Origin of the sequence: Pararhizobium sp. DWP1-1-3, from assembly GCF_049896125.1 — a bacterium.
Lineage (GTDB): Bacteria > Pseudomonadota > Alphaproteobacteria > Rhizobiales > Rhizobiaceae > Pararhizobium.
The window spans coordinates 496,781-518,940 of sequence record NZ_JAFCTR010000001.1 but is presented as its reverse complement, the minus strand read 5'-3'; the positions used below and the strand labels follow the sequence as shown (position 1 = coordinate 518,940).

Annotated in this window: 37 protein-coding genes, 1 tRNA gene and 1 pseudogene; 9 read left to right on the top strand and 30 right to left on the bottom strand. The window is 58.8% G+C overall.

Annotated features, from left to right (window positions below):
* The 19 genes from ACP7BS_RS02530 to ACP7BS_RS02440 all read right to left on the bottom strand — a co-directional run bounded on the left by ACP7BS_RS02530 (position 1) and on the right by ACP7BS_RS02440 (position 13,099).
* Positions 1-951, bottom strand: coding sequence for a DUF2184 domain-containing protein (locus tag ACP7BS_RS02530; RefSeq protein WP_426235853.1), 951 nt, complete (start codon positions 949-951; stop codon positions 1-3).
* Positions 952-965: 14 nt separating this feature from the next.
* Positions 966-1,403, bottom strand: coding sequence for a structural cement protein Gp24 (locus tag ACP7BS_RS02525; protein WP_426235851.1), 438 nt, complete (start codon positions 1,401-1,403; stop codon positions 966-968).
* Positions 1,403-2,542 carry a DUF2213 domain-containing protein gene (locus ACP7BS_RS02520; protein WP_426235849.1) on the bottom strand — a complete coding sequence of 380 codons (1,140 nt, stop codon included), beginning with the start codon at positions 2,540-2,542 and terminating at the stop codon, positions 1,403-1,405. Before ACP7BS_RS02520 ends, ACP7BS_RS02525 begins: the two co-directional genes overlap by 1 nt.
* 5 nt (positions 2,543-2,547) lie before the next feature.
* A complete protein-coding gene (locus tag ACP7BS_RS02515) occupies positions 2,548-4,398 on the bottom strand; it encodes an anti-CBASS protein Acb1 family protein (RefSeq protein WP_426235847.1) in 1,851 nt (616 codons plus the stop codon).
* A gap of 8 nt (positions 4,399-4,406) precedes the next feature.
* Positions 4,407-5,801, bottom strand: a complete 1,395-nt coding sequence (terL, locus tag ACP7BS_RS02510) for a phage terminase large subunit (protein ID WP_426235845.1) — start codon at positions 5,799-5,801, stop codon at positions 4,407-4,409.
* Positions 5,788-6,252: a DUF2280 domain-containing protein gene (locus ACP7BS_RS02505; RefSeq protein ID WP_426235843.1), complete on the bottom strand. Its 465-nt coding sequence runs from the start codon at positions 6,250-6,252 to the stop codon at positions 5,788-5,790. The genes terL and ACP7BS_RS02505 overlap by 14 nt, the downstream gene beginning before the upstream one ends.
* Before the next feature lie 25 nt (positions 6,253-6,277).
* Complete coding sequence (locus tag ACP7BS_RS02500) at positions 6,278-6,808, bottom strand: NUMOD4 motif-containing HNH endonuclease (protein ID WP_426235841.1); 531 nt, start codon at positions 6,806-6,808, stop codon at positions 6,278-6,280.
* The gene (locus ACP7BS_RS02495; protein ID WP_426235839.1) at positions 6,805-7,419 is read right to left on the bottom strand and encodes a putative metallopeptidase; all 615 of its coding nucleotides are present in this window, start codon (positions 7,417-7,419) and stop codon (positions 6,805-6,807) included. Before ACP7BS_RS02495 ends, ACP7BS_RS02500 begins: the two co-directional genes overlap by 4 nt.
* A gap of 10 nt (positions 7,420-7,429) precedes the next feature.
* Positions 7,430-7,666 (bottom strand): hypothetical protein, encoded by a 237-nt coding sequence (locus tag ACP7BS_RS02490; protein WP_426235837.1) that lies wholly within the window; start codon positions 7,664-7,666, stop codon positions 7,430-7,432.
* A 516-nt stretch (positions 7,667-8,182) separates the two neighbouring features.
* Positions 8,183-8,260, bottom strand: a tRNA-Met gene (locus ACP7BS_RS02485).
* 133 nt (positions 8,261-8,393) lie between these two features.
* Positions 8,394-8,984, bottom strand: a complete 591-nt coding sequence (gene nusG / locus ACP7BS_RS02480; RefSeq protein ID WP_426235836.1) for a transcription termination/antitermination protein NusG — start codon at positions 8,982-8,984, stop codon at positions 8,394-8,396.
* A gap of 42 nt (positions 8,985-9,026) precedes the next feature.
* On the bottom strand, positions 9,027-9,365 hold the full coding sequence (locus ACP7BS_RS02475; RefSeq protein WP_426235834.1) for a hypothetical protein: 339 nt from the start codon (positions 9,363-9,365) through the stop codon (positions 9,027-9,029).
* On the bottom strand, positions 9,362-9,919 hold the full coding sequence (locus ACP7BS_RS02470) for a helix-turn-helix domain-containing protein (RefSeq protein ID WP_426235832.1): 558 nt from the start codon (positions 9,917-9,919) through the stop codon (positions 9,362-9,364). The genes ACP7BS_RS02475 and ACP7BS_RS02470 overlap by 4 nt, the downstream gene beginning before the upstream one ends.
* Positions 9,920-9,921: 2 nt before the next feature.
* The gene (locus ACP7BS_RS02465; protein WP_426235831.1) at positions 9,922-10,731 is read right to left on the bottom strand and encodes a YdaU family protein; all 810 of its coding nucleotides are present in this window, start codon (positions 10,729-10,731) and stop codon (positions 9,922-9,924) included.
* Positions 10,728-11,105 (bottom strand): DUF1064 domain-containing protein, encoded by a 378-nt coding sequence (locus ACP7BS_RS02460; protein ID WP_426235829.1) that lies wholly within the window; start codon positions 11,103-11,105, stop codon positions 10,728-10,730. Before ACP7BS_RS02460 ends, ACP7BS_RS02465 begins: the two co-directional genes overlap by 4 nt.
* The gene (locus ACP7BS_RS02455; RefSeq protein WP_426235827.1) at positions 11,102-11,785 is read right to left on the bottom strand and encodes a hypothetical protein; all 684 of its coding nucleotides are present in this window, start codon (positions 11,783-11,785) and stop codon (positions 11,102-11,104) included. The genes ACP7BS_RS02460 and ACP7BS_RS02455 overlap by 4 nt, the downstream gene beginning before the upstream one ends.
* The gene (locus ACP7BS_RS02450) at positions 11,782-12,126 is read right to left on the bottom strand and encodes a hypothetical protein (protein ID WP_426235825.1); all 345 of its coding nucleotides are present in this window, start codon (positions 12,124-12,126) and stop codon (positions 11,782-11,784) included. The genes ACP7BS_RS02455 and ACP7BS_RS02450 overlap by 4 nt, the downstream gene beginning before the upstream one ends.
* Positions 12,123-12,902 carry a DUF7221 family queuine tRNA-ribosyltransferase-like protein gene (locus ACP7BS_RS02445; protein WP_426235823.1) on the bottom strand — a complete coding sequence of 260 codons (780 nt, stop codon included), beginning with the start codon at positions 12,900-12,902 and terminating at the stop codon, positions 12,123-12,125. The genes ACP7BS_RS02450 and ACP7BS_RS02445 overlap by 4 nt, the downstream gene beginning before the upstream one ends.
* Positions 12,899-13,099: a hypothetical protein gene (locus tag ACP7BS_RS02440; RefSeq protein ID WP_426235822.1), complete on the bottom strand. Its 201-nt coding sequence runs from the start codon at positions 13,097-13,099 to the stop codon at positions 12,899-12,901. The genes ACP7BS_RS02445 and ACP7BS_RS02440 overlap by 4 nt, the downstream gene beginning before the upstream one ends.
* A 113-nt stretch (positions 13,100-13,212) precedes the next feature.
* Here ACP7BS_RS02440 and ACP7BS_RS02435 point away from each other — a divergent pair, with 113 nt between their 5' ends.
* Complete coding sequence (locus tag ACP7BS_RS02435; protein WP_426236461.1) at positions 13,213-13,986, top strand: HNH endonuclease; 774 nt, start codon at positions 13,213-13,215, stop codon at positions 13,984-13,986.
* Between the two features lie 74 nt (positions 13,987-14,060).
* On the opposite strand, the gene ACP7BS_RS02430 is transcribed toward ACP7BS_RS02435, so the two are convergent.
* From ACP7BS_RS02430 to ACP7BS_RS02390, 9 genes and pseudogenes are all read right to left on the bottom strand, one after another.
* Entirely contained in the window at positions 14,061-14,576 is a 516-nt protein-coding gene (locus ACP7BS_RS02430) for a GIY-YIG nuclease family protein (protein WP_426235821.1), read from the bottom strand.
* Positions 14,577-14,579: 3 nt separating this feature from the next.
* Positions 14,580-14,945, bottom strand: coding sequence for a hypothetical protein (locus ACP7BS_RS02425; protein ID WP_426235819.1), 366 nt, complete (start codon positions 14,943-14,945; stop codon positions 14,580-14,582).
* 244 nt (positions 14,946-15,189) lie between these two features.
* Positions 15,190-15,387, bottom strand: a complete 198-nt coding sequence (locus ACP7BS_RS02420) for a hypothetical protein (protein WP_426235817.1) — start codon at positions 15,385-15,387, stop codon at positions 15,190-15,192.
* Positions 15,380-15,583, bottom strand: a complete 204-nt coding sequence (locus tag ACP7BS_RS02415; RefSeq protein WP_426235815.1) for a hypothetical protein — start codon at positions 15,581-15,583, stop codon at positions 15,380-15,382. The genes ACP7BS_RS02420 and ACP7BS_RS02415 overlap by 8 nt, the downstream gene beginning before the upstream one ends.
* 3 nt (positions 15,584-15,586) lie before the next feature.
* Positions 15,587-15,934, bottom strand: a complete 348-nt coding sequence (locus ACP7BS_RS02410; protein ID WP_426235814.1) for a hypothetical protein — start codon at positions 15,932-15,934, stop codon at positions 15,587-15,589.
* Positions 15,931-16,122: a hypothetical protein gene (locus ACP7BS_RS02405; RefSeq protein WP_426235812.1), complete on the bottom strand. Its 192-nt coding sequence runs from the start codon at positions 16,120-16,122 to the stop codon at positions 15,931-15,933. The genes ACP7BS_RS02410 and ACP7BS_RS02405 overlap by 4 nt, the downstream gene beginning before the upstream one ends.
* A gap of 605 nt (positions 16,123-16,727) precedes the next feature.
* Positions 16,728-16,979, bottom strand: a pseudogene (locus tag ACP7BS_RS02400) (DUF2312 domain-containing protein); the annotation flags it as partial.
* Positions 16,980-16,982: 3 nt separating this feature from the next.
* A complete protein-coding gene (locus tag ACP7BS_RS02395; protein ID WP_426235810.1) occupies positions 16,983-17,246 on the bottom strand; it encodes a hypothetical protein in 264 nt (87 codons plus the stop codon).
* A complete protein-coding gene (locus ACP7BS_RS02390; RefSeq protein ID WP_426235809.1) occupies positions 17,243-17,479 on the bottom strand; it encodes a hypothetical protein in 237 nt (78 codons plus the stop codon). Before ACP7BS_RS02390 ends, ACP7BS_RS02395 begins: the two co-directional genes overlap by 4 nt.
* 82 nt (positions 17,480-17,561) lie before the next feature.
* On the opposite strand from ACP7BS_RS02390, the gene ACP7BS_RS02385 reads away from it, so the two are divergent.
* The 4 genes from ACP7BS_RS02385 to ACP7BS_RS02370 all read left to right on the top strand — a co-directional run bounded on the left by ACP7BS_RS02385 (position 17,562) and on the right by ACP7BS_RS02370 (position 19,746).
* On the top strand, positions 17,562-18,305 hold the full coding sequence (locus tag ACP7BS_RS02385) for a LexA family protein (protein ID WP_426236459.1): 744 nt from the start codon (positions 17,562-17,564) through the stop codon (positions 18,303-18,305).
* A 2-nt stretch (positions 18,306-18,307) separates the two neighbouring features.
* Positions 18,308-18,736, top strand: coding sequence for a hypothetical protein (locus ACP7BS_RS02380; protein WP_426235807.1), 429 nt, complete (start codon positions 18,308-18,310; stop codon positions 18,734-18,736).
* Positions 18,737-18,772: 36 nt separating this feature from the next.
* Positions 18,773-19,270: a hypothetical protein gene (locus tag ACP7BS_RS02375; RefSeq protein ID WP_426235805.1), complete on the top strand. Its 498-nt coding sequence runs from the start codon at positions 18,773-18,775 to the stop codon at positions 19,268-19,270.
* 65 nt (positions 19,271-19,335) lie between these two features.
* Complete coding sequence (locus ACP7BS_RS02370) at positions 19,336-19,746, top strand: ImmA/IrrE family metallo-endopeptidase (RefSeq protein ID WP_426235803.1); 411 nt, start codon at positions 19,336-19,338, stop codon at positions 19,744-19,746.
* Between the two features lie 43 nt (positions 19,747-19,789).
* On the opposite strand, the gene ACP7BS_RS02365 is transcribed toward ACP7BS_RS02370, so the two are convergent.
* Positions 19,790-20,098, bottom strand: coding sequence for a hypothetical protein (locus ACP7BS_RS02365; RefSeq protein WP_426235801.1), 309 nt, complete (start codon positions 20,096-20,098; stop codon positions 19,790-19,792).
* Positions 20,088-20,327, bottom strand: coding sequence for a hypothetical protein (locus tag ACP7BS_RS02360; RefSeq protein ID WP_426235799.1), 240 nt, complete (start codon positions 20,325-20,327; stop codon positions 20,088-20,090). Before ACP7BS_RS02360 ends, ACP7BS_RS02365 begins: the two co-directional genes overlap by 11 nt.
* Positions 20,328-20,496: 169 nt before the next feature.
* Here ACP7BS_RS02360 and ACP7BS_RS02355 point away from each other — a divergent pair, with 169 nt between their 5' ends.
* Genes ACP7BS_RS02355 through ACP7BS_RS02340 form a run of 4 tightly spaced genes read left to right on the top strand, consistent with a single transcriptional unit; the run spans position 20,497 to position 22,154 of the window.
* Positions 20,497-20,727 (top strand): hypothetical protein, encoded by a 231-nt coding sequence (locus tag ACP7BS_RS02355; protein WP_426235798.1) that lies wholly within the window; start codon positions 20,497-20,499, stop codon positions 20,725-20,727.
* Positions 20,724-20,921, top strand: coding sequence for a hypothetical protein (locus ACP7BS_RS02350; RefSeq protein ID WP_426235796.1), 198 nt, complete (start codon positions 20,724-20,726; stop codon positions 20,919-20,921). Before ACP7BS_RS02355 ends, ACP7BS_RS02350 begins: the two co-directional genes overlap by 4 nt.
* Positions 20,922-20,926: 5 nt before the next feature.
* The gene (locus ACP7BS_RS02345) at positions 20,927-21,067 is read left to right on the top strand and encodes a hypothetical protein (RefSeq protein ID WP_426235794.1); all 141 of its coding nucleotides are present in this window, start codon (positions 20,927-20,929) and stop codon (positions 21,065-21,067) included.
* Between the two features lie 10 nt (positions 21,068-21,077).
* Positions 21,078-22,154 carry a hypothetical protein gene (locus tag ACP7BS_RS02340; protein ID WP_426235792.1) on the top strand — a complete coding sequence of 359 codons (1,077 nt, stop codon included), beginning with the start codon at positions 21,078-21,080 and terminating at the stop codon, positions 22,152-22,154.
* Positions 22,155-22,160 lie beyond the last annotated feature (6 nt).

The window sequence follows — 22,160 nt, the reverse complement described above, 5'->3', positions numbered from 1 at the left end:
TTACACCCCATCCAGGTAGCGAACCGACTTCGGACGGCGGATATCGACACCGCCAACGCGGAAGATGCCGGGGACGTCGAAGCGGATCGGGCCGGTCTGCCATGCCGGAAGGAACTTGAACGGCATGGGGATGTGCATCTTCAGCACCTCCGGTGAACGGCGGTAGGCCACCATGCGCTTGGTGCTGCCGGAACCGGCCGTATCCAGGAAGCCGAACACACCGCGGATGGTCAGAGCCTGACCGGTCGTGCGGGTATAGATGTTGTTCCGTTCGATCCATTCGAGAATGGTCGTCTGGTTGACAGCATCGATACGGCGCGTGGAAAGGTCCAGCAGCACGGTGTACGGCAGGAGCAGCGTATCCGCGATTTCCGCACCGAGCGTGCCGGTGAAGATGCCGGTGAGCTGACCGTTGATGTCGCGAAGGATCTGATCCGGGGTTTTGCTGGCGAAGGTCGTGGCGGAGCCAGTGCCATCGGCCGGCGCGGTCGTCGCGGTCGGGGTGGATGCGTTGACAAGGCCCGAATAGCCCTTCGCGGCGTCACCGACGAATGCAACGCTGTCGATCTTCTCTTCAGCGATGCGGCGGGCGGACGATGCCTTGTCGGACGACAGGTTCATGCCGAGCAGCTGAGCGGTGCCCAGTTCCTCGAGATTGTACCCATAGCCGAGCGCGGCCATGCTGACCGTGGTTTCGAACTTCTCGCGGGTCAGTTCGACCTTCGGGACGTCCTGGGCATTGCCGTTGAACCACTGTGCCTGGCCGACGGCATCCATGGAGAAGTAGGTGACGGACTGAATCCATTCCGGCGCCGAAGTGTCGACCGGGATCAGCTGGGCATACTGGATGTCCTGATACCGGATCGCGTAGACCGTGGGCTCGATCAGCGAGGCCTGACGGATGAGAAAGCTCATCGCGACCTGCTGAGCGTCGTTTACAATCATGTTCATAGAGGTCGCTCCTGTTAGCCGAGGCGCAGCGCAGCGAGGGCAGCACCAGCGGTGCTGGTATCCCACTGAGCGCCCGCGATGAGGGTGTTGCTGGTCGAGACGTTCGTCAGAACGCCCGTGGCCGGCACATAGTAGACGGGATCGCCGACAGCGACCGCGACCGAAGCGGTGACGACGATGACACCCTTCTTCATGACGGCCACATTGTCGTACTGCTCATACTTGCCGGTCGGACGGGTCGTATCGAGCACGGCGATGCCGCAGAACTTGACCGTGGCTTCGGAGTCCACGACCTGGTTGTCAGCCGTGCCCTGCACAGCGACTTTGCCGAAGCCAATGCCCTCAACGTCTTCCGCAACGCGCGTGACGATGACATTTGGCTCCATGTTGAGAACCATGCCCTCAACCCAGCGGGCGTGAGTGGCGGCGTAAGTGGTCTGAACAGCGGGCATTATGCGACTCCCTTCGTCTGCCAGGCCGACGTCATGTGATCGGTCATGGCCTTGTGTGCGGCGTCAGATGTGCTGGCGTCATTGGTCGGCTTGATGCCCTCCTTGACGATAGCGGCGAACGGATCGGCTGCGCCCTTGGCTGCTTCATCCACGAGGATGTCAAAGCGAGCGTCGATATAGGCGTCTGCCTTGCCGGCCACGGCGGCATCACCGATCTTGGCAACGACGACAGCCTTGCGAATGCCGGCGTCCGTAAGGCCTTCGGTCTTGACGTCCTTGGCGATGGTCTTGGCAACCGCGATCAGGTCGGCGCGAGCCTGCACCTTCTTGTCGAGGTCGGCGTCGGACAGAACCTTGCCCTTCAGGGCGTCGATTTCGGCGTCCTTCTTGGCTAGGTCGGCATCCTTGGCGGCAATCACCGTCTGGTGTGCCGTTTCGGTGGCGGTGATCTTTGCGACAGCATCGGCAAGCCGGGTCTGCAGCGTGGTGATGACGATCGCACCCTGGTCGGTTACTTCAACCGGGATGCCATCGACGGTAACCGTCTTCAGGGTCATGATCTTTTCCTTCGGTTTCTGATCACTGGTGACAGGGGAAACACCCCAGTTTCCCGCACCGTCACCGATGCGAGCTTGAGAACCGGCCCGCGCTCGATCGACGATGGCGAGATGGTTGATCTTGATGTTGGTCTGCTTGGCGTCGTAAGCCTCGCCTTCAGGCGTCACGCCGTCGCCCCATACGAGCTGGCATTCGTAGCCAGCCGACAGCTCGCGCTTGCCGCTCTCCACTGACGCGATGGCGTCCTTGTCCTTGAGGATCAGCGGCAGCCAAACCCAGTCGCCGTCTTTCTTGGCGGCGGTGCTGACCTCGCCGACGGCTAGGTCCTTCCAGTTGCCGGCATTGACCGCCTCGTCCGGGTGATTGACCGTAACCGGTGCATGAGTGAACGACTGCAAGCTCTTGTCGGAAAAGACTTCTTCGGCGGGTCGGTAGACGCGAACCGTGCGGAGGTCAGGCTTACCGACTTCGTCGCCCAGATAGAGCTGGATGCCCGTGCGAACCGCCTTGGCTTCCGCAATCAGGTAGCCGTCGGCGGTCCGGCGCGTCCCCGCGACGGTTACAGCGTCCGTGAAATTCATGGCGGTCAATCCTCGCGCAGCTCTTCGAATATTTCCGGGCCCAGCTCGATCTTGCCGCGGAACGGCTCAACCTTGGCCAGATCAGGCCCACCGGCCGCATAGCTGATGGTGATGTGCGGCTGATACTCGGCATGGTCCGAAGACGCACCGTTGCGCTTCATGTCCTCATGGCGCCACGACAGCGTGCTGGAGGCGAACAGAAGCACCTTGGCCTCGCCATCGTTCCCGAAGGCATCCATCATGCGCGGACCGCCGGCGGGAATGGTCAAGCCGCCCTTGCCGTTGTCCGACCAGTTGTCGCCCATCTCCATCCAGTCAACCGGATCGCGGCTGTAGGTGATGGTGACGTGCAGGTCAGGCACGATATCGGTGAACCCCTGCTCTTTCGCCCATTTGACAATCTCTGTGGCGTTCAGCACATCCCGGCGCACATAGAGCGGCCGAGGCGCTGCGTCGTTCGCTGCCGCCTGCATCCGGGTCACGTTGTTGGGCGCTGGCTTCTGTGCTGCGGCGGCCGAGGCTGCAATCTCCTCTTCCGAGGGCTCTTGCTCGCCGATCTCGCCGAATTCATCGACTGCGTCTTCAAGACCGGGCAAGACGCCATCCTCGACCAGACGATTGACCAGAGCGCGAGACACGGCATCGCGAGCAATGATTTCCTGCCCCGTTCCCGATCCGACAAGTTGGCGGGCAGCGTCGGCGGTGAGCTTGAAGATGTCGGCCCGTTCCTTCTCGCTCATCTGCTCGAGCGGCGCCCAGGCATAATGGATTTCTGCCGGACGTGAGCCAAGAGCCGAGCGGATCAGGCATTCATCCATCTTGTGCATCGCAGGCGTCATTTCGAGCTGCTGGATGGACTGGATGCGGTCGTGGTAGTTCTTCATGTCGGCCGTGCCGGTGGCGTTCATGCCAGCCGGTGACTGGCCCAGGAGGCGCGTGACCGGGATATCGGCAGCACCTGAGACGATCTGCATGAACGCCATAAGGATATCGGTCAGGCCCGCAAGCGATGCGGTCTTGGTCTCGTATTCCTCTTCCTTGTCGAGGAGCAGTGTTCCGTTGATGCCCTTGGACATATTCGCAAGGGTGTACCGCTCAATGATTTTCGAGCGATAGACCTCGTTGTTCAGCGATGCCATGAAGTCTGGGATGCGGATGATGTCGATCTTTGCTTCGAACACCAGTGAAGCGATGTTGCCCGCGGTGCTGTCGGCATTCTTGATGGCATCGAGCGTGGCGGTCAGGATGCTATCGCCCCAACCCTCCATCAGCCCGGCCGTCATCAAGCTATCCGGCTGCCTTGCGCCGATGAAGATTACCAAGCGCGACGGATGAATGCGCACCATCTGCATGCTGCTTGAGCCGGTCACCTCGTAATATGAGGGCTTGCCGTGATACTCGCTGGTGACGTCCTGCTCGATCGGGCCAGCGGTCATATCGCGCCGGGAGAGTACCGTCAGATATTTCAGGCCTGTCTTGCCAAGACGCTCCGGATCGATCGGCAGTTCCGGGTTTGCATCGCCGGTACCGATGAAGATAGCAGCGCCACCGAACAGTCGAGCCTTTGTCAGCGCTTCGAGGATCTTGCCCTTGACGTTAAGCCGGTTCTCTTCGGCCTCGATCAATTCGATCTGATCGTTCTTCGCCTGCCAGTCGCGCCACTTTCGGCAGCTGTCCAGCGCTGGGATATCAACGATCTTGCGTGGGAGCCACGAACCCCGATAGGCGGCAAGCGCCTGCTCGTCGGTCATCGTCGGGTTGGTGTAGAAGACTGTCGACGCCTTGTCGCGTTCGGTCCCCATACGGGAAACGAGACTGGTCAGGCTGTCGTTCAGCCCTATCGTCGCATTGCCCATGGAAACCCTCAGATGTTCGAAAGTGTGAAAGTGCTGGCGTTCAACAGCGCGTTGAATGCTCGGCTCGTGCTGTCGGCGTCGTCGTCATGCTTGGCTTCTGGAAAGCCTTCGAGAGCGGCGAACCAGGCGTTGTTCCATGGCGCCCGCAGGATAATGACGTTGCCCGCTTCCGCTTGAGCAGAGAACGGGCTGAACCGAGTAATCTTGTCGCCTGATTCCGGCGTCGCCCGGACATTGAAGCCTGCGAGCATCTTCGTCAGATTGGTGACTTGCGACTTGCCCGCCTGCCCCGGATCCTGCGGCAGCGATATCTGCGTTTCGATCCCGTCGGCGTCGGCCGTGTTCTTGATAAGGCGCTCGACGCCGGAAGGTGACAGGAAGTCCGTCACGTGGTGACCGACTATATAGCTGCCGTCGGGCAATTTGCCGATCTTCGTGCCTGCCGTGGCGTCCGGATCGTTACCTTCGATCTTCGGCGTCGAGGCCAAGTCCCATCCCCGCATCCACCGGACACCGGCGGGCACTGCATCGACGACACGGCACCATCCACGCTGGAACAGCAGGCCAGCGGCGGGCCGGATCTTCCAGTTACCGCCTAGCAAGCGTTCCCGCTCAACCGTAGGCAAAGCCATGAGGCTGGCGAGATAGCTTGGATCGGCCGCCATCAGCGCGCGGTTGTCGCTGAGTTTGGCCGGAATGAATGTTACCGACTTCGGCGGGATCGGCGCGTCTATGCCGTCCTCGTTCGGTGCGGTGTAGTGTTCCAACTCCTCGGGGCTGCTGCCCCAGATGATGGCATCGCCGATTCGGACGAACCACCGAAGGACGCCAGCACGCGACGGGATCGGTAGGCCCGTGTCCTGATCGATCCACCAGGCAATGAACTCGGCGACCCAGCTATCGGCATCCGGATTGCACGTCGCCCTGATGTAAGGCTTTACGCCGCTCATCGAGCGGTTACGCGAAACCATGTACCAGAACTGCTTTGCGCTGAAGTGCGTCAGCTCGTCGAAGCAAATCAGCGGTATCTGCGAGCCCTGCCAGTTCAGGACGGTCTTGTCATGCTCCAGGTGAGCAAACGAGACCGACGAGCCGGACGGGAAGTTCCATTGCAGCACATGCTCTTTCGGAGCTGCCCCTATGGCGGGATAGAGCTTCTCGCTCTCATCCCATAGACCGCCCTCGTTTCGGACCTGCACCGTCGAGCGCCGGAAGAACACGGCGCCGAACTGCGGATTGGCCACATGGCGCAGCGGTTCCATGAGCAGCGCCCATGTCTTCCCGCCGCCGGCCGAACCACCATAGATCGCGATATCGGCTGCAGACGCCAGAAAGGCCATCTGTGGGCCCGGTTGCGGCCGGATGATTGTCTGGGCTGCCGCGCCCTTCTCAGCTCCTGCCATTATCGGGCAACTGGAAGATCGTCACCGGCGACACTGGTACCGGCAAGTCCTTTCCGTCCTTCCCTGTCAGTTCGCGGCGGTTCGTGTAGCTGCCGCCTACTTCCTCTGCAGCCTGCTTAAGAAGCGACGAGGCGAGAACCATGTTGCCGCTGTTCTCCGCCTTGTCTGCCATGCGCTGCAATGCGCGGAGACGAACGGCCCGATGGCTGATAGCGATGGATGCCGTATCCTCGAGGAAGGTCTTGCGTGTCTCGGCAAAGAGAGCCTTCCATCGTTCGGCCAGGCCTTTGCCTGCCTTCTTGTTTGGATCGTAGGCTTCGATGGCCTGCGGCGTGAAGATGATGCCGTAATCCTTTTTGAGGGAAGCGGCCACGACCGACGGCGTATCAAAGCAGGCGAGCGCTTGAACCACATAGGTTTGCTGCTCACGGGTGAGTTTTGCTCTAGCCATCGATCTATCAAGACACCATCAAGTTTCAGGCTGCACGAAGGTGAGACCAATTGCGCCCATGGATGACGTCCTGAACGGCGGCGTGGCTCACTTTATAGCGTCGGGCGAATGAAGCGCATTGGCCGTAAGCGCCCGTGTATTCCGCCATGATGGTGAGGACATCGTGTTCCGACAGAACAGAGCGCGGGTTGTTCTGCCCACGATTGGTTTTCAGCCCATTCTCGAAGGCATGCAGCAGATTATCGCTGCGGGTCAGATATTCCAGATTGTCGAGCCTGGGGTTGAGTTTGTTACCGTCGATGTGGTTGACCTCTTCGCCCTCTGGGCATGGCCCTAGAAACACGTGCGCAACCAACCGATGAACATACCACTGGGTCGACAGTCCCGCTTCGGAAAGATTGACGGCTGGATATGAACCACCGCCTGGTATTCTTGCCTTCAGGATGGCGCCAACACGGCCGCGCCCGCGCTTCGGCTTGGCGATGCGCATGACCTGACCAAAGTTACTGACTGCATAGTCCGGCCAGCCGGGGATATCTTTCCACTCTTCGATCATGCGGCTTTCCTTGCTTGGCAGGTACCGCAGGCGCCGGAAACATCTTCGGCGCTGAACAGCGGCTTCTTGCTTAAGGCTTCGAACAGTTCTTTGACCCCAGCCTCGACAGCGCCGTAGCGGACGGCAATGCCTATGAAGCCCTCGAAGTCATGCCCCCTGATCGTGTAGACCGGCAGCCCGGTGGACTTGCTGAACTTCGGCGTACCGAATTCGTCGCGCTCCTGGCCGCAGTGCATAAGCTCGTGTTCAACCAAGGCGGCGAAGGCCACATCACTGGCCGTCCGGCAGTATTCGGCATCAAGCGTGATGATGAAGTCCGGGACGGATCCGAACCACTCGACGACTTGTTGCTCTGCCCGGGCGCGAGACCACTTGCCCATCGCGCCCTGCGGTGATCCGGTCTCACACTGGCCTATCACCCGCTTGCCCTTGCGGTTGTTCACAACCATGGTCCAGAGGTAACCGATGTGGGCGTTGGCCAGATGTTCATGCTCTGGATTGGCGACAGGCGACGACGGGTCGAAGAATGTCGCCTCTACCCATGAGGCAACGTCAGGTGCGGGCACGAAGGCCTTGAACTCGTCAATGCCGAACAGGCTTTCTGGCGGCATTGGTCGCATGTCAATCGGCCGGGGTGAGATCGACGAAGTATTCTTTGCCGAGATCAAATTGCTCAACGGCTTCGGGGTTTGTGATCATCATCTTCAATTCGCCGCTCGGGGTGGCCTTCGACCATTTGCGGTTCACGCCTTCCTGCTCCCAGACGGGAACGAGGGTGATGGTCGCCGCCGAGTATTCGGGATTGTTCGTGAAAGCATGGGCAATGGTGGTGCAGCGGAACTTTGCTCGTACGCTCATGGCGTCTTCTCCTTTTTGGGTTGAGGTGAGCGGTTTACCGTCTCGCTCAAGACAGGGCGGAACCCTACCGCCATGGTGCCCTCTTCCAAGGGTGCCACCAACGAGAAGGCCACGAAACCCGTTGGCGCCCGTATCGCTTCCCAGCGGAAGCACGCCCGGCATGCGCTTGCTCGTTCCTTTATCGCTCGCGAGCCACGAGACCTTGCGCGTCTTGGCGGATGGTGAAGCCAGACCCGGCCGCAAGAATGAGGTACCCCGCCACCAGTGAAGGCAACGGGGCTAATGGAACGTAATGAAAGCTTATGGGCAGGAAAGAACGGCTGGGCATCCCCCGGCCTTCTCAGGCAACAACTGTCCGCCTTCCTGATTGATGTGCCCTACTGCCGACCCAAGAGTTTACGAGGACCGATTTCAGGCTACCGAGCCGTCGCCCGATCTGCAATTCATCCGGTGATCATTGCCATCGGACCAGCCAACAGAGGGCTTCTATCCGCCCGCGTCTCTATGGCTGCACTCTGGTTGCGGGGGCAGGATTTGAACCTGCGGCCTTCAGGTTATGAGCCTGACGAGCTACCGAACTGCTCCACCCCGGCTTAACTGAATTTTGGATGCATTTTTCCATTGGGTGCGGGATGCAGATTTCCCGCGTGGTGGCGCCGGGACGTATCCCAGCCGCGCCAAATCAATGGCGCGAATTTAGCCGAACATACCGTAAACATCAAGCGGTTTACGCCGCAATAGTCGCTATATCCAGTGGAACAGAGATCGTTCCGGCAATATCGAACTTCTTGATGAGCATCTGAAGGCGGGGATCGGTCTTCGCGGACTTGCGCAACACCTGGCGGGCCAAGCGGGACCGACGATCGAACTCTACTTCAGAATCGGCCTCAGCGGATCTAATCTTCATCACGTCGACGATGTCGATCGCCATGGGCCGTCCGTTCTGATCCTTGACGATACCCGCCACCCCATAGGTCGCCTTGAGCAGATCCCAGTTGTGGGGTTCGCGTACGAAGACATACCCGACCATAAGCGCGAAGCGGCGGACCTTCCAAAGGTCTGTGTGCTTCCTGTCGCGGACCAACCGCTTTTCTGCCGGCATGTAGCACTGGAAGCCGTTATCCGTGAGCGCCTTCTCGATGGCAGATACCTCGTGGTTCAGATTCGGAACGATGCGATAGCCCTTGCCTCGTGGCTTCTCGCCGTCCCGGCCCGTCCGCTCGACGACGTATTCCCGGCGCGGCTTCTGCGCCCCCGGCACGGTCTGCACCGCATACCAGGACATCGCCTTCCAATCTTCGTGCTTGCTGGTCGCCATGGTCTTTCCTCGCTGTATGTTTGAGCCGCCGCCGCTGCTCGATTATTCCACTGTGTGAAGCATTCGGGTTATTTGCTTTGACCGTCTGTTCTCCCTACGAAGCTCTGCTTGCTGCTCAAGGTCTGCTGGCACCATGAGATATTCTTTGCCTTCCAACGTTGCGAAAATGCTGCCTTGAAGCGTTGCTGCCTTGGCTTTCGATGCCTCGTCCGAAACGAAGTGGGCCACCGCCCACAACCAAGCGCCCAGAATTGAAAAATAGACGACCGCCCAGATGATGGTGCGGCCCGCATCCGTCAGCCACGGCCCCGATGTGACCGCGTTTGTGATGTCCTCGCAGAACGCTGGCAGGAGCCAGATTGCAAGAATCGAAATCCTCATAGTTCTCCGCCTTCCTGAGATTTCAGCTTCCGAACCGCATGCATTATGGTGGTGTGGTCCCGGCCACCGAATATTCGGCCAATGGCTGGGAATGACAGGTCCGGCCGCTGGCGGGAAACCTCGAACATGCACTTCTGCCGGGGAACGATGAGCCGGCGAGCGCGGCGGATACCGCTTATCTCCTGCCAGGTCACATCGGGGAAATCTGCCAGCACCTCGGCAATGATTTCGGCCACTGGCTTTTTGTCTTGCCGCCCGGTCATGCCTACGTTTTCAAGCAGGCATATCCGATCGGCCTGGGCCAATATGCGAGCATCGCGATCGGCGAGGTCCAGCTCGAGTTTCGATACCTGATAGCCTTGGCGCATCACGCGCGCTTTCAGGACCCCGGTTTCTGCCAGCGCCATTTGTGCTCGTTCGGTCTCGGCTTGGAGGGCAACGCGAAGGCGCTCGACGTCGGCCTGCTTCACCCACGCGGCAGGATCCATGAGGCGCGCTCTCACCGCCTGTGCTTCAACGCTTTGCCGATGCAGCTCACTGTTTCGGATGTTCATCTCTAAGCCCTCATCGATTGAGCAAGGTTTTTAAGCTGTGCGGCCATTTCCGTTCGTTTGCGCTTCTGCTCTGGCGTCTCGGGCGGAGGTGGCTTGTAGACTTCCGGGTTTCCATAATTGGCGCCGGAAATGGCCGTAACGACAGCTGTTGGCGGGGGCTTCGACTTCCCGACACGCTCCCAAAGGCGTTTCTTGAGGTATTTCTCGGAGGAAACGACCATGGTACGGCCGCCGCCCTTAGCCAAAGCCAGGTAGGGAGCTGTCAGCTTGACGGCGCTCGACCAATCATCATCCGAGAGCTTGCGGCTTTCCGCTTTCGAGGCGTCCACGTCATCGGAGGCCTGCGATGGCCACGATGAAAACCAATCATCGAATTCGCGCTCGCGCTTTTTTTCAGATTCTGAACGAAGTGAAGAAAGGTTGTCGGTTGTCGGTGGCACGCCCGTATCAGTGCATATGCTATCCACTTGCACTGCACTTGCATCCGCAGTCGGTTTTCCTTTGCCATATCGCGCTTCGGCAGCCGCACGACGCTTCTCGATTATGTCGTCGGCCTTCGAAAGCTCGGCATCGATGCGCTTATGCGTCCAGCCCGGGCCGAACAGCATGGCGATCACGTCTCGGCTCTCCTCCCACTGGTCAGCGGTCATTCGGGCCACGCGGGCTATCAGCTTCTCGTTCGCCGGCAGGTGCCCGTTCTGCCAATAGTGCATGATCAGGAGCATGTAGGCGCCGTGTTCGGTCGCGGTCAGGTGTCCGGTATCAGCGAGATAGTCAGCGATGTGGAGCGGCATCCAAGCGCGGTTGCTCATTTCACCACCTCGATTTCCAGCCCGTGGCAGGCCTTCATGAGCTTCTGCTTCATGCGGAAATCGCGCGTGACGACGCCTTTGGTGTCGACGATGCGCCGAGCGCAGCAGTTTCGGTCAAAGAATACGAAATCAGCCCGGTACCGGGCAACCAGCACGCCGTTGACCATCAGATCGTACCAGCGCTGCAGTTCGATGTCGGTGACCTCGCCTGCCCGCTCGCGAAGCTTCAGGGCGGCATAGTAGTTCGCCTCCGCCTTGCTATCGAAGCAGATGCCGTCGAGCCGAACGCGCTTGGCGTTGTACTTGTTGGCGGGCTTCTTCTTCTTGGAGAGGAGCTGGCGGCCTTCCTCGCGGGTGAGATGATGCACATTCATGCCGCGCTCCCAAACATTTCGCCTTGGCGCGCGTCGGCCCGGTCCAGCATGCGGAGAACCGTTTCGCCGACGTGGGTCTTGTCCCAGATGAACCAGCCGTTGAGCATCGGCGGAGCGCCCTGCCCGGTGAAATCGATCTTCCACCGCATCAGATAGACGCGAGCAGGTGGATGCTTTGCCCAGAATGGTCCAAGGCCACCGGCGCCGGGGAACCCCCAGTTCATGAGCAAGCCCATGTATTCGACCTGAAGGGTGTCGAGGGCGTGGTAGAGCCAGCGTCGCGCCTTACCGTTTCCCCATCCGCATTCGGCAAAAGGAGGATTTTCAAGAATGGCAGGCGCCGGCGCTTCGCTGAAATCGTAGAAGTCACGGATTTCTGCCCCGCAGCCACGATCTATCAGGTCGCTGTTGAACGTCTGCAGTCCGTGAGCGCGCAACTCTTGACCGATGACGCCAGTGCCGCAGGCAGGCCCCCAAATGGCCGGGAACCCGCGCAGCGCCTCAAGCTCGGCATGGATAATCGAACGGATAGGATCGACGGGCGTCGGGTAAAATTCGTTTGGTTCGCGCTCAAGAGCATCGACCTTGACGATTTCGCCATAGAGGTCACGGACGGCAACCGGTTTCGACTTCTTGCCGGTGGCACGGAATAAACCGCGTGCAGATGCTGCCTTGCTCATGCCGCGCTCCTCGCGGAAACGCGCATTGTCTGCTGATCACCGCCGAAGGGTGGCTGAATAATAAGATCGGCAAAGGCACGAACGGGTTGTCCGACCACATCTCGAACGCGGGTCGCTAGCTCTTGGACCATCTCTTCCATGCCGCGGATTTCGCCTCGACCGCCGACATATTCGGCGACGTATGCCGCCAAGTCCTCGACGGGGAAGACAATCGCGTCCGGCATGTAGCAAACTGTCAACTTCGATCCTTGCAACGGGTTGCCTGAAACCGGGCAGCATTGCGGAAGCGGCACGCTGTGGCTGACGAAGGTTGGTACGGATGCACTACATGTTCTGGTCACGCGAACATCTCCATCTGCCAAGGCTGAAAATTCTGATTTGCGGCGGCGTTAACGACTTCGGCGAAGTTCCTAGCCTCGTGCCAGTCGTTGGCGTCCCTACCTTGCTTCCGAGCTGCAAAGCTCCAAGCCATACTGTCGGCCGTCGCCAGTAGTTCGCGAACGCCGGGATGAAGCAGGGCGGTTTTCTTTACTCCGAACCCGTGGAGCAAAAGGTCAGGCCGCTCCCCGGCAATAGCCTGCAGGACAGCCATGATCGACCGCGGATCGCCTTGGCGTTTGCAGACGGACCCGACACCAACCCACATTCCTAGCTTGAGCCGGTCGCCGTACATGCGGACGTGGTTGACGTAGTCTTGAGGCGCAAAACCTTGCAGGACCGGCATCACGTGAAAGGGGATCGGACCATCGAAGAGACGTTCAAGCTCTGTCACCAAGGCGTCATAGCGTTCGATCGTCAGCCTCTGGTGATCTTCGATCGTCAGCCCGGTTTTTGCTAGAATAAAGGGCTCGCACATGTAGTCTTGCGCTACTGCCGCTGCGATGTTGACGACGCCCGTCGTGTGCAGCCTATGAAGTTCGGCAGCATATTCCTCGACGCCATGTCGATAGCAGCCGTACAAAAGCAATTCGGTGAAGGCACCGCTATCAACCAACACGTCCCCGCAGGCGACCGGCTTCTTTCGACGCCACAGACGCTTGATACTAATGCACGCCAGGTCGAAGTGCTGAGCATCGGCTGGCTGGTGAAGCCCGACATAGAATTTAACAGATGTCATGCCGCCGCCGATCTGCGCTCAAGCGCCTTCACGTAGGCCGCACGGATTTCCTCAAACCGAGCGACGTCATATTCCTTGATGGCGATCTCATTTTCAGGGCGAGGCTTCTTTGCCTCCCTGCCATGGTCTTCAAGCCATAGGTTTGCGCTGGCGATACGGCGATCGAGCCAGTCAATCATCTCGGTAGGTTCGGTCATGCCGCCCTCCCCGTATGGCACGAGTTAACCCGAACGAAATGCCGGCATGAGAAAACCGGGCGCTGAAGAACCACGGGGAGGGTCGGGTGGCTTGGGGATTTGAAATTGGCCGGATGTATAGCCGGCGCGCTGATATTCATGCCCGATTCGATGGCCAACAGCGCGGCGGGATCGCTACCCCCGCCAAACACTCCATTGTCATCGTTTTCACCGGTGAAGAAGGCGAAGAACACGGATACAGCGACCGTTGGCGCGATGACGGCGTCTTCGAGTATTTTGGCGAGGGCCAAGTCGGTGACATGGTCATGCAAAAGGGTAACCGAGCAATCGCCCATCATGCCGCGAACGGCAAAAGCATACTGCTTTTCAAAATCGCCCCTCGAGGCGTTGTTTTCGAGGGGGAAATGATCTGCGAGGGCTACCAGGTTCGCCCTGCCCCCGATCGGCTCGGCAACCTGCGTAATGCGATCGTTTTTGAATTGCGATTGGTCGAAAATGTTATCGAACGCGTGTCCGATTTGCCCACGACGAACGGAACCCTCGCGACCCTTCGGGAAAGGGCGTTTGCTGCAGCGAAACCCGCACCGGCCAAAAGCACCTCGAGCACCACGGTTTTCGAGCGAAGCCGTGATGTTCGTGATTACGTGGTTGCGCGAGCAGTTGGACATTGCGAAGGTTGCAGCCAACCTGCCCCATTTGTACGGGCAAACGGCGTTCCCTACCTGGAGCCGCACCACATTCGCCGGCTTACCGATGGCGGCCCTGACGATCCGCGGTTCGTTATAGCTCTGTGTCCGAACTGTCATCGACGCGTTCATTCTGGCGCCGACGGCGCGGCGTACAATGGCGACCTCCGGGATAAGATGAAGGCGATCGAGATCGCGTAGATTGTTCGTCATGCCATTCGCCTTCGCTGAAAAGAAAATCCGCATTTGCGCGGCAGTTGGGCGGCCGGGAGGAGTTAGCCGCCTGGGGGAGCCAGTTCGCAGAGCCATTTGTCGACTTCATGCAGCTCGTATGCTCGGAGGACGATCCTGGGGTCGGCGTAGAAGAAATCTTTGGACCGGGTCCGGCTCCAACCCAGCCCGTTGGCCAATGCGTCGATGAGTTCCGTTTTGCTCTTGGTCGGCCATCTCTCGACGGCGACGTCCTTCACCTGCTGGGAAATCCTCTGGGTGTGCGTCTTTTCGGCGGTCCGCTTGATCTCTTCCTGCGTCTCAGGGAGCGGCATTCGCGGGATGAGTACCGTGTCGAAGAGCGAGCGCATCGCCTCAGTCTCGACAAACCACTCGCCGGAAAAGTGAGCGGCATCGAAGATTTCGTGTAGGTGCGCTTCTAAATCTCTGCCACCCGGCATATGGCCGACGAATTCAACCGGCACAGGAACGGTGGCGATGATGGCCTGCACACGGTTTCGAAGGTTATCGCTGAAGCCAATCTTCACCAGATTGTCGGATCGAAGAACGTAGATGCTCATCAGTTACTTTCCTTCGTCCCGGCCCATTTCAGGCGCAGCCACTCCCACACGCGCCGAAGCACGCTTTTCGTCAGCCGTTTCATTCTGTCCTCGCGTCCCTAGTCGCTCGTTTCGGTAGCGGTCGGCCGCCGTCTCATGCTTTTCGCAGAGTGCGTCGTATTCGATCTTCAGAGCGCGGTAGGCCGAGCCGGCCACGTCGCGCATCTCAGCGAACTTGTATTGAAGGCGGTAAAGGTAGCTCTCGGGGATGCCGGTCCTGTCCGACAGACGACCCCGTACTGACTTCTCACGGTCGCCACGGCCTTTGAACTCGCGGTTCATAAGCTCGTCATGCCAACCCTTTGCCTCATTCAATGCGATCGAACTCATCTCATCCTCGGAAACATTTTTTCCGTTTTCGGAAAGCCTTTTGCCGTACATTCTTCATCCTCTGTGCGAACTTGCCTCTCGTTGAATGGAGACTTTCGATGCACAGGGAACGCAAAAAGAGAGACGACGAGTTAGGCCTGGGCGGGCTTGGCCCGTCGTCTCAGAGGTCCGCCGCATGCGGGCCTTTACTGCTGGGCCAGATCGTCGCGGTTATCGTCAGCGACCTGGGAGCCGGGAGATTGAATTACTGCATGCCCGCCATGCGCTCTGTGTCGGAGCGAAGAGCGCGGTAACGCGCGATGACATCGCGGTCGGACTTTCGCTGCGCCGGAGTGCGCCGATAGAGCTGCCGCTCCTTCAAGGCGATGAAAATGACGATGAGCAGCACCAGCGAAACCACCGTCGCGAAACCAACCAGGCTCCAGAACAAGAGATCAGACATGCGGGCGTCCAAAGATGTGAGCGAGTTCATCGACGGCAGCTTTCCTCGTGGCTTCCGTCCACTCGCTTGCCGGTCGGTCGAGAACGGGACGCGGTACCGCCGCACGAATGCCCGACCCGTTCTCGACGGCCACCTGCGCCTGTGCATCGATCGGATCACCGAAGATGCGGGCGAAATCTGTTTCGAAATCCCGCATGGCTCAGGCTCCCTCGAAATTGAGGGAGTCGGACGCCAGTCGTTCGGGCTGTTCATCTCCGAAGATCGAAAAGGCGCTGGATATGCTGAGGTTCATGACGCCGCGGCGACGTGCCGAGACGAGGCCACCAGCTTTACCGGCGGCGGACTTGGCAGGAGATTTCCCCGAACGGCCATTGAAGAACCGGCCATGATTATTGGCGAACCGCGATACAGCGCTCTCCCGGCTGTTGGTGTATGTCGGGACGCGCAGGTTCATAGCGACCTGTCGCGCAGTCATCCCAAGCGAGATACCGGCGTCGATCTGCTTCAGGCGATCTTCGGTTGATGCGTTCTTCCACCAGGTGCTCATGCAGACGCCCTCTCGCTCTTTGGTTTCAAGAATTTCGTGTCTTCCGCGATGCAATGGCGGCGGAAGAGAATTCGGGGATAGCTTGGGTCGACACCGAATTTCGAAGCGATCACCGTGATTTTGTCGCCAGCCAGATACGCGTCGAGGATTGCTTGCTTGGTGTCTGGAGAAAGCCGTGGCGCGCTCATGCGTCAGCCTTTTCTCTCTCGACCGGTGCAGCCATGCAGTCGCGGCAGTGGGTGCGTCCTTGACCGCCGCAAGTCTCCAGACCCGGGCGCTTGCAGTTCGGTCTGAGGATCAGAGCGTTCGCGATCCGCAGTTCGTCCATGGATGGCGCGAACTTGGTAATTGGTGCGGACGAACGGTGCTCCACCGTGGCTTCAACATGCCGTTCGTCCGCTGCTGGTGTGTGGGGGCCATCGGCTCCAGCTTCGCCGGGGAGCGGACCCACTCCGCTCTTCGTTGCCGTTTCCGGCGAATTGTCGTCGGCGGGGCATTGCTCGTCCGATCCGTCGATCTTCGGAGCTTCATCCCCGCCGGCAGGAATTTCGACAGACTGACTCGGTGGTGCCGTCGCAACCTCCACACTGTCCCCGTATACCTGCTTGGGCGTCTCGTTTGCCGTCTTCGGCGTATTTCGTTCCTGCGCTTCCTCGCGATCGATCATGATATCGACGGCGGCGACCAGCGCGGCGCGACCGGTTTGGGTCTGCATGCCGGTGACGATGGTGTGCGCGAGCTTCGGGCTCAGTTCGCCGGTAGACCGGTCATAGCTCTCGCCAGCAAAGAAATCGGGCTGCTCGATCATGCCGAGTGCAGCGAGATAAGTGTCGAGGATCGCTTCGCGCTCCATACGCTCGTCGCGGTCCATCTTCCTGATCTTGATGACCTCTTTCAGGATCTTGGTATCGAAGCCCATGCCCTTTGCCTCGCCAAAAACATCCTTGATGTCGTCGGCGATTGTCTTCTTCTCTTCTTCGAGACGTTCGATCCGCTCAATGAAAGAGCGGAGTTGGTCGCGGGCTACGCCGTGGGCATCGGACATGGGTTAAGCTCCTGCTCGGATTGCTGCTGCGATGTTGGAAGCGGCGGTCGCGTAGCCCTCGCCGTGTTCGGTATCGATCTTGAAGGTGCCGTATCGCTCGGCGACGGCGGCGCAGCGCTCACGCTCTGCCAGGATGGCGCCGGCGATAATCATCTGTGTGTCGAGTTCGCTGAGATCAGTTTTCATGATCTCGTTTTCGACAGCCGTAGCCGCGTCGAGAATGTCTTCCGGTACTGCCTGGGCTTTGATCCGTGCTTCGGCGCTCATGCTGACACCCTCGCCGCTGATGCATGGCGAGCAGCCAGCCACTTCCAATCAACAGCCTTGATTCCCTTGGCCGCCGACGCCGCGATGACGCCGGGCCAATGCTTCGGAGCGATGCTTTCCCGCAGACGCATCTGGCGGGCGGCTTCGTATCCGCAACCGACATCGGATGCGAATTCGGCGATGGTGGGCCACTGATCAATGAGGGCCGAAATGGTAGAGGGTGAGTTGCTCATTCCCGTATCGTACAAAAAGTACGACGATAACGCAATAGTAAATCGTACACATTGCACGATGAAAATCGGTCATATTGTACGAATGACTGAACCTAAGACCAGATTGAGAGAAGCGCGGGCGACCGCAGGCTTCGCTTCGCCAACAGATGCGGCGAACGCTTTCCCTCGCGATATCAATAAGAACACCCTCATCAGCCACGAGAACGGCAACAGGCCGATTTCTCGTAAGGCTGCTGAGAAGTACGGCGAACTTTTCGGGACAAAAGCGGGCTGGATACTCTTCGGCGAAAATGGAGCCGACGACGGCTCTACACCTCCGCGCATGCCACCGGAACTCACGCTATTGCGAACTGGCCTAGTAGCCGGCCGGTTGGCTGGCACCGTTGAAGCTGGGACATTCCGCGAGGTCGACGAGTTCGATCAATCCGAGCCGGTCGAGATCCTGTTGCCGCGTGACGAAAAGTTCCCCAACGCCAGGCAGCTTGTCTTTGACGTAGGCGGCGATTCTCTGAATGACCTCCGCCCTCGCCCGATCCTATCAGGTGACCGGCTGGTTTGCCTCGCCTACGAGGACGTCGCCCACGAGGTCGAGCTGCGCGACGGCATGGTCGTCGTGGTGCAGCGAACCCGCGACGGCGGGCATTTCCGCGAATGGTCGGTGAAGCAGATCGAGATTTATAACGATCGCGCGGAGTTTCACCCGCGTTCATCGAACCCCAAGCACAAGCCGATCGTCGTGCATCATGACAGTGAGGCTGATGATGGGATATCAGTCGAGGTAATCGCACTTGTCCGGCGCGTCATGAACGAGATGCCAGGGTTTTAAATATGAGAACAGCAGTACTTGGGTCGATAATTGCACTTCAACTGGTCTCGCCGGTAGCGGCTGCAGACCCGGAGAAGGTAAAACTCGGCCTGAATAATGCATCACACGAATTTAGCCGGTGTGCCTCGTTCTTTTTCATGGTCTCAATTGCGTTGGAAAACTCAAAGGCAATGGAACTGGCTGCTAAATACAAAACCGTTAGCAACCAAGCTCTTGAATACGCGCTTCAGGCCGGAGCGGTCGCCGGTTTGTTGAAGGAGACTGTAACTTCGCGCTTCGAGACTGATTTCATTTCGATGAAGGACAGGATCGGCGGGAACACATCAAATGTCTCAATTCTCTATAAAGACCATATGGAACCCTGCACGGCCACAATGGAAAACCCGGATGCAGTTATGGAGCGGTGGGTCGCTGAGATTGAGAACAGATGATCCATGGGCTGTGGATGAGGATGTCGGGGAAATGTAATGCGCAAGTCTGATAGGCGGGACAGTTGGACGATCGCCTTCATCGTATTCCACATAATGGAAGGCATACTGCTTTTCATACTCCTTTGGCACTACGATTTCGTCAAAGCGGCGCCCACGGCTCCACGAAATGTCGTCGCCTTGATTGGCCAGCAAATTCCCGCGGGTCGCATTGATCAGGCGGTGGCCAACCCAGATGCATTGCAAGTCGCCTATAACGTCGGAGTTTTGGAACTCTTATCGCTTGGAATCACTATCCTTGGTATAGTGTTGGCTCTATCGGCTCTTGGCGGTTTTTGGATGATCAGAAACGCAGCCATCCGCGCGGCCGGAGAAACGGCGCAGGATCATGTCCGCGAATGGATCGAGGAAAAGGGACGTGCTTTTTTCGCAGAGGCTACGAACGTTCAGCAGGGCACCAGCGAACCTAAATTCGACGTATCTCAGGCCGAGGTGGCCAAAGCCATAAACGAAGCAAACGAAATTAAGGGTCTTTAAACATGGAAATGAGGGAGAAATTACAAATAGTAAGCCTCTACATGTCCATGCATGAGAGCCCCCCTGTGGATGTCGTCGGCTTGGCTAATAGGCTCGGCATTAAGGTCTATGAGGCCGCCTGGCCCGATACCATCTCTGGAAAAATTCAAAAGGATCGATCAAAAGGTGGGGGCAGCGGTTTCGCGATCTTCGTGAACAAAACTCATTCTAAGAAACGAAAGCGATTCACGATTGCGCATGAAGTCGCGCACTTCGTTCTCCATGAGGACCTGATCGGCGACGGTATATTCGACGACGCGCTTTATCGGAGCGGGCTCTCTAACAAGGTCGAGCAGCAGGCAAACGGGTTGGCCGCGGACATTTTAATGCCCTGGCAGGTTATTCAGGCGAACATGGATAAGTCTACGGAGGAATTGGCCGAGATGTTCGACGTTTCAAACGCGGCAATGACTGCACGCCTCGGCGTCTTTGCCTAGCCACAGTGACCCGCTTCGGCGGGTTTCTTTTCACTCGTGCATATCATGCCGCAAAGCTTCGGAAGCCCTTAAGGTCAAACTCCCTGCACGCCTGCGCAATCTCCTGCATGAACCAGCGCTTTGGCTCCCGGCACATGTAGGATTTGCCGTTGTCGCCGACGAAGTTCATGATAGGCAGTACACAGAATTGCTGATCATCCCCGATAGGAGCGAACCGGGCGACTGTGAAAGAGTTGCCGGGAAACCGGCCGCCCAGGTACTGTTCAAGCCGCTCTTTCGCCCCGATGACCTTACCCCGGCGCTCGAACGGTGGGACGATGATGTATTGAATTACGTCTCTCTCAATACGCATAGGGGTCTCCTCCTCCGCTGATTCCGACAAGCCGGCCAATAACGCTATCGCAGGGTCGGCAACGGAACGGGATTTTTTCCAGAAATACACTCTCGATCAGCTCGTCGGCATCGCGTGGCACGTCGTCGCCCACCGGCATCTCCACCACCTTGAAACTATCCCTTAGGCAGTTCTCGCACCGAATATGGAGCGTGAACGGCGCCGCTGATTTCAGAACTGCACAACCCATTTTGTTCTCCTTTCGTTCTATGAAAACAGAACAGAGGCAGAGAGTCGAATCGATTCTTTCACTCGTGCAAAAATTACGTCTGTACCGCAAATCGTACAAAATGTACTTTACATCTCATCGTACATAACGTACGTTCATTCTCAACAAACCGCTTCACCGGAGTTGAGACATGGACATCCAGGCAGCAGCAAAGAAGATCATCGACGAGGCGAACAGCCGCAGCCGCGGCGCGGCTTCGATCTACCTCGCAGAGAACATCCGCTTCCATCAGGACAAGTGCCGGAAGATCGTCCACGCTCGGGTGAAGCCCGCTGGCTGGACGCTCGGCAAGCACACCGAACTGATCCAGATGCTCATCTCGGCACAGTCTGAGCGACATGCCCTTCAGGTGGCGGCATGATCGCGGCTCTCGACAAGTCCGCGCTCTTTGACGCGATGGAAGCCTTCTGGAATGCCGAACAGGGCAACGACAAGGGCGTTGAGGCGGCAATCTCTGCCTACCTCACCCGCATGCGCCTTACCGGTCTTCATGAAACCGTCATGGCTGAAAACGAACGGATGAAGGCTCGTGTCTTCGCCGTGGCTGCGGAGTAGCGCCGATGACCCGCCCCGACCCGATCATCCGCCCCTTCATCCCGCTCACGCCGTCGGCAATCAGCCCGCGCGATCCGAACAATTGGCTGGCCATCGCCGCCACGATCTTCTTTGCGCTCGGCTTGGCCGTCGCAGTTCAGCTTTGAGGAACCCGACATGACCACCGAAATATCCACCGACCTGATCATCTCCCTGCCAGGCGTTCCCAACGTCGCCACGTTCACGAACGAAGCCGAGTTCGACAAGCTCTATGACGCGATCCTGAAAAAGGTGAACGAGCATAAGCACGACGTCTCGACAAAGAAGGGCCGGGACGAGATCAAGTCCCTCGCCCACAAGATTTCCAAGACCAAGGTGGCACTCGACAAGCAGGGCTTTGCCCTGACCGAGGAGTGGCGCCTCAACAAGAAGAAGGTGGACGCAACCCGCAACAAGATCGAGGAACGCCTCGTCGGCCTACGGACGAAATTTCTGCAGCCGTTGACGGATTGGGAAACGATCGAAGAAGCGCGGGTCGAAAAGCACCAGCAGGCGGTTAACGCTCTTCTGGCCTACGTCACCATGTCGGCCGATTATCCGTCCGGCGACCTCAAAGACATGCGCGATGCCGTCGAGGCTGTCGTCGTCGATGATGCTTGGGATGAGTTTCAGGACCGCGCCGACCTCGCTAAGACCGACGCCCTCGCCGCCTTGGATCGTCTGATCAACGTTGCGGAACGGCGCGAAGCCGATGCAGCCGAGCTTGAACAACTGCGCGCGGCTCAGGCCGAGCGTGATCGCCTGGACGCCCAGCGCCGTGCCGACGAGGAAGCGGCAGCCGCCGAGGCGAAGCGCATTGAGGACGAACGTCTGGCCGAAGAAAAGCGAAAGGCTGACATCGCCGTAGCGGCTGCTGCCGCCGCTTCAAAGGCCGAACGCGATGCCGCCCAGCGGATCGCCGACGCCGAACAGGCTGCCTCAGACGCCCAGAAGCGCGCCGACGACGAAATCGCCGCTGCGGCAGCCGAAGCCGAACGCAAGGTGGAAGCAGATCGCAAGCGCATAGCCGACGAGCAGGAGGCAGAAGCGGCCGAGCAGCGCCGCCGGGACGCCGACCGCGATCACCGGAAGAAGGTCAACAATTCGATCATCAATGCCCTCGTCGAGTGCTCTGGCATCGCAGACGAGCAGGCAATGTCGATCGTCATCGCCTTGGTCAAAGGCACCATTCCCAACGTCACCCTGAAATATTGAGGAGAA

Excerpts from the sequence above, each read along its gene's own strand:
- ACP7BS_RS02530 (WP_426235853.1), bottom strand. The coding sequence starts at position 951 with ATGAACATGATTGTAAACGACGCTCAGCAGGTCGCGATGAGCTTTCTC.
- ACP7BS_RS02525 (WP_426235851.1), bottom strand. The coding sequence starts at position 1,403 with ATGCCCGCTGTTCAGACCACTTACGCCGCCACTCACGCCCGCTGGGTT.
- ACP7BS_RS02520 (WP_426235849.1), bottom strand. The coding sequence starts at position 2,542 with ATGAATTTCACGGACGCTGTAACCGTCGCGGGGACGCGCCGGACCGCC.
- ACP7BS_RS02515 (WP_426235847.1), bottom strand. The coding sequence starts at position 4,398 with ATGGGCAATGCGACGATAGGGCTGAACGACAGCCTGACCAGTCTCGTT.
- terL (WP_426235845.1), bottom strand. The coding sequence starts at position 5,801 with ATGGCAGGAGCTGAGAAGGGCGCGGCAGCCCAGACAATCATCCGGCCG.
- ACP7BS_RS02505 (WP_426235843.1), bottom strand. The coding sequence starts at position 6,252 with ATGGCTAGAGCAAAACTCACCCGTGAGCAGCAAACCTATGTGGTTCAA.
- ACP7BS_RS02500 (WP_426235841.1), bottom strand. The coding sequence starts at position 6,808 with ATGATCGAAGAGTGGAAAGATATCCCCGGCTGGCCGGACTATGCAGTC.
- ACP7BS_RS02495 (WP_426235839.1), bottom strand. The coding sequence starts at position 7,419 with ATGCCGCCAGAAAGCCTGTTCGGCATTGACGAGTTCAAGGCCTTCGTG.
- ACP7BS_RS02490 (WP_426235837.1), bottom strand. The coding sequence starts at position 7,666 with ATGAGCGTACGAGCAAAGTTCCGCTGCACCACCATTGCCCATGCTTTC.
- nusG (WP_426235836.1), bottom strand. The coding sequence starts at position 8,984 with ATGGCGACCAGCAAGCACGAAGATTGGAAGGCGATGTCCTGGTATGCG.
- ACP7BS_RS02475 (WP_426235834.1), bottom strand. The coding sequence starts at position 9,365 with ATGAGGATTTCGATTCTTGCAATCTGGCTCCTGCCAGCGTTCTGCGAG.
- ACP7BS_RS02470 (WP_426235832.1), bottom strand. The coding sequence starts at position 9,919 with ATGAACATCCGAAACAGTGAGCTGCATCGGCAAAGCGTTGAAGCACAG.
- ACP7BS_RS02465 (WP_426235831.1), bottom strand. The coding sequence starts at position 10,731 with ATGAGCAACCGCGCTTGGATGCCGCTCCACATCGCTGACTATCTCGCT.
- ACP7BS_RS02460 (WP_426235829.1), bottom strand. The coding sequence starts at position 11,105 with ATGAATGTGCATCATCTCACCCGCGAGGAAGGCCGCCAGCTCCTCTCC.
- ACP7BS_RS02455 (WP_426235827.1), bottom strand. The coding sequence starts at position 11,785 with ATGAGCAAGGCAGCATCTGCACGCGGTTTATTCCGTGCCACCGGCAAG.
- ACP7BS_RS02445 (WP_426235823.1), bottom strand. The coding sequence starts at position 12,902 with ATGACATCTGTTAAATTCTATGTCGGGCTTCACCAGCCAGCCGATGCT.
- ACP7BS_RS02440 (WP_426235822.1), bottom strand. The coding sequence starts at position 13,099 with ATGACCGAACCTACCGAGATGATTGACTGGCTCGATCGCCGTATCGCC.
- ACP7BS_RS02435 (WP_426236461.1), top strand. The coding sequence starts at position 13,213 with ATGTATAGCCGGCGCGCTGATATTCATGCCCGATTCGATGGCCAACAG.
- ACP7BS_RS02430 (WP_426235821.1), bottom strand. The coding sequence starts at position 14,576 with ATGAGCATCTACGTTCTTCGATCCGACAATCTGGTGAAGATTGGCTTC.
- ACP7BS_RS02425 (WP_426235819.1), bottom strand. The coding sequence starts at position 14,945 with ATGAGTTCGATCGCATTGAATGAGGCAAAGGGTTGGCATGACGAGCTT.
- ACP7BS_RS02420 (WP_426235817.1), bottom strand. The coding sequence starts at position 15,387 with ATGTCTGATCTCTTGTTCTGGAGCCTGGTTGGTTTCGCGACGGTGGTT.
- ACP7BS_RS02415 (WP_426235815.1), bottom strand. The coding sequence starts at position 15,583 with ATGCGGGATTTCGAAACAGATTTCGCCCGCATCTTCGGTGATCCGATC.
- ACP7BS_RS02410 (WP_426235814.1), bottom strand. The coding sequence starts at position 15,934 with ATGAGCACCTGGTGGAAGAACGCATCAACCGAAGATCGCCTGAAGCAG.
- ACP7BS_RS02405 (WP_426235812.1), bottom strand. The coding sequence starts at position 16,122 with ATGAGCGCGCCACGGCTTTCTCCAGACACCAAGCAAGCAATCCTCGAC.
- ACP7BS_RS02395 (WP_426235810.1), bottom strand. The coding sequence starts at position 17,246 with ATGAGCGCCGAAGCACGGATCAAAGCCCAGGCAGTACCGGAAGACATT.
- ACP7BS_RS02390 (WP_426235809.1), bottom strand. The coding sequence starts at position 17,479 with ATGAGCAACTCACCCTCTACCATTTCGGCCCTCATTGATCAGTGGCCC.
- ACP7BS_RS02385 (WP_426236459.1), top strand. The coding sequence starts at position 17,562 with ATGACTGAACCTAAGACCAGATTGAGAGAAGCGCGGGCGACCGCAGGC.
- ACP7BS_RS02380 (WP_426235807.1), top strand. The coding sequence starts at position 18,308 with ATGAGAACAGCAGTACTTGGGTCGATAATTGCACTTCAACTGGTCTCG.
- ACP7BS_RS02375 (WP_426235805.1), top strand. The coding sequence starts at position 18,773 with ATGCGCAAGTCTGATAGGCGGGACAGTTGGACGATCGCCTTCATCGTA.
- ACP7BS_RS02365 (WP_426235801.1), bottom strand. The coding sequence starts at position 20,098 with ATGCGTATTGAGAGAGACGTAATTCAATACATCATCGTCCCACCGTTC.
- ACP7BS_RS02360 (WP_426235799.1), bottom strand. The coding sequence starts at position 20,327 with ATGGGTTGTGCAGTTCTGAAATCAGCGGCGCCGTTCACGCTCCATATT.
- ACP7BS_RS02355 (WP_426235798.1), top strand. The coding sequence starts at position 20,497 with ATGGACATCCAGGCAGCAGCAAAGAAGATCATCGACGAGGCGAACAGC.
- ACP7BS_RS02350 (WP_426235796.1), top strand. The coding sequence starts at position 20,724 with ATGATCGCGGCTCTCGACAAGTCCGCGCTCTTTGACGCGATGGAAGCC.
- ACP7BS_RS02345 (WP_426235794.1), top strand. The coding sequence starts at position 20,927 with ATGACCCGCCCCGACCCGATCATCCGCCCCTTCATCCCGCTCACGCCG.
- ACP7BS_RS02340 (WP_426235792.1), top strand. The coding sequence starts at position 21,078 with ATGACCACCGAAATATCCACCGACCTGATCATCTCCCTGCCAGGCGTT.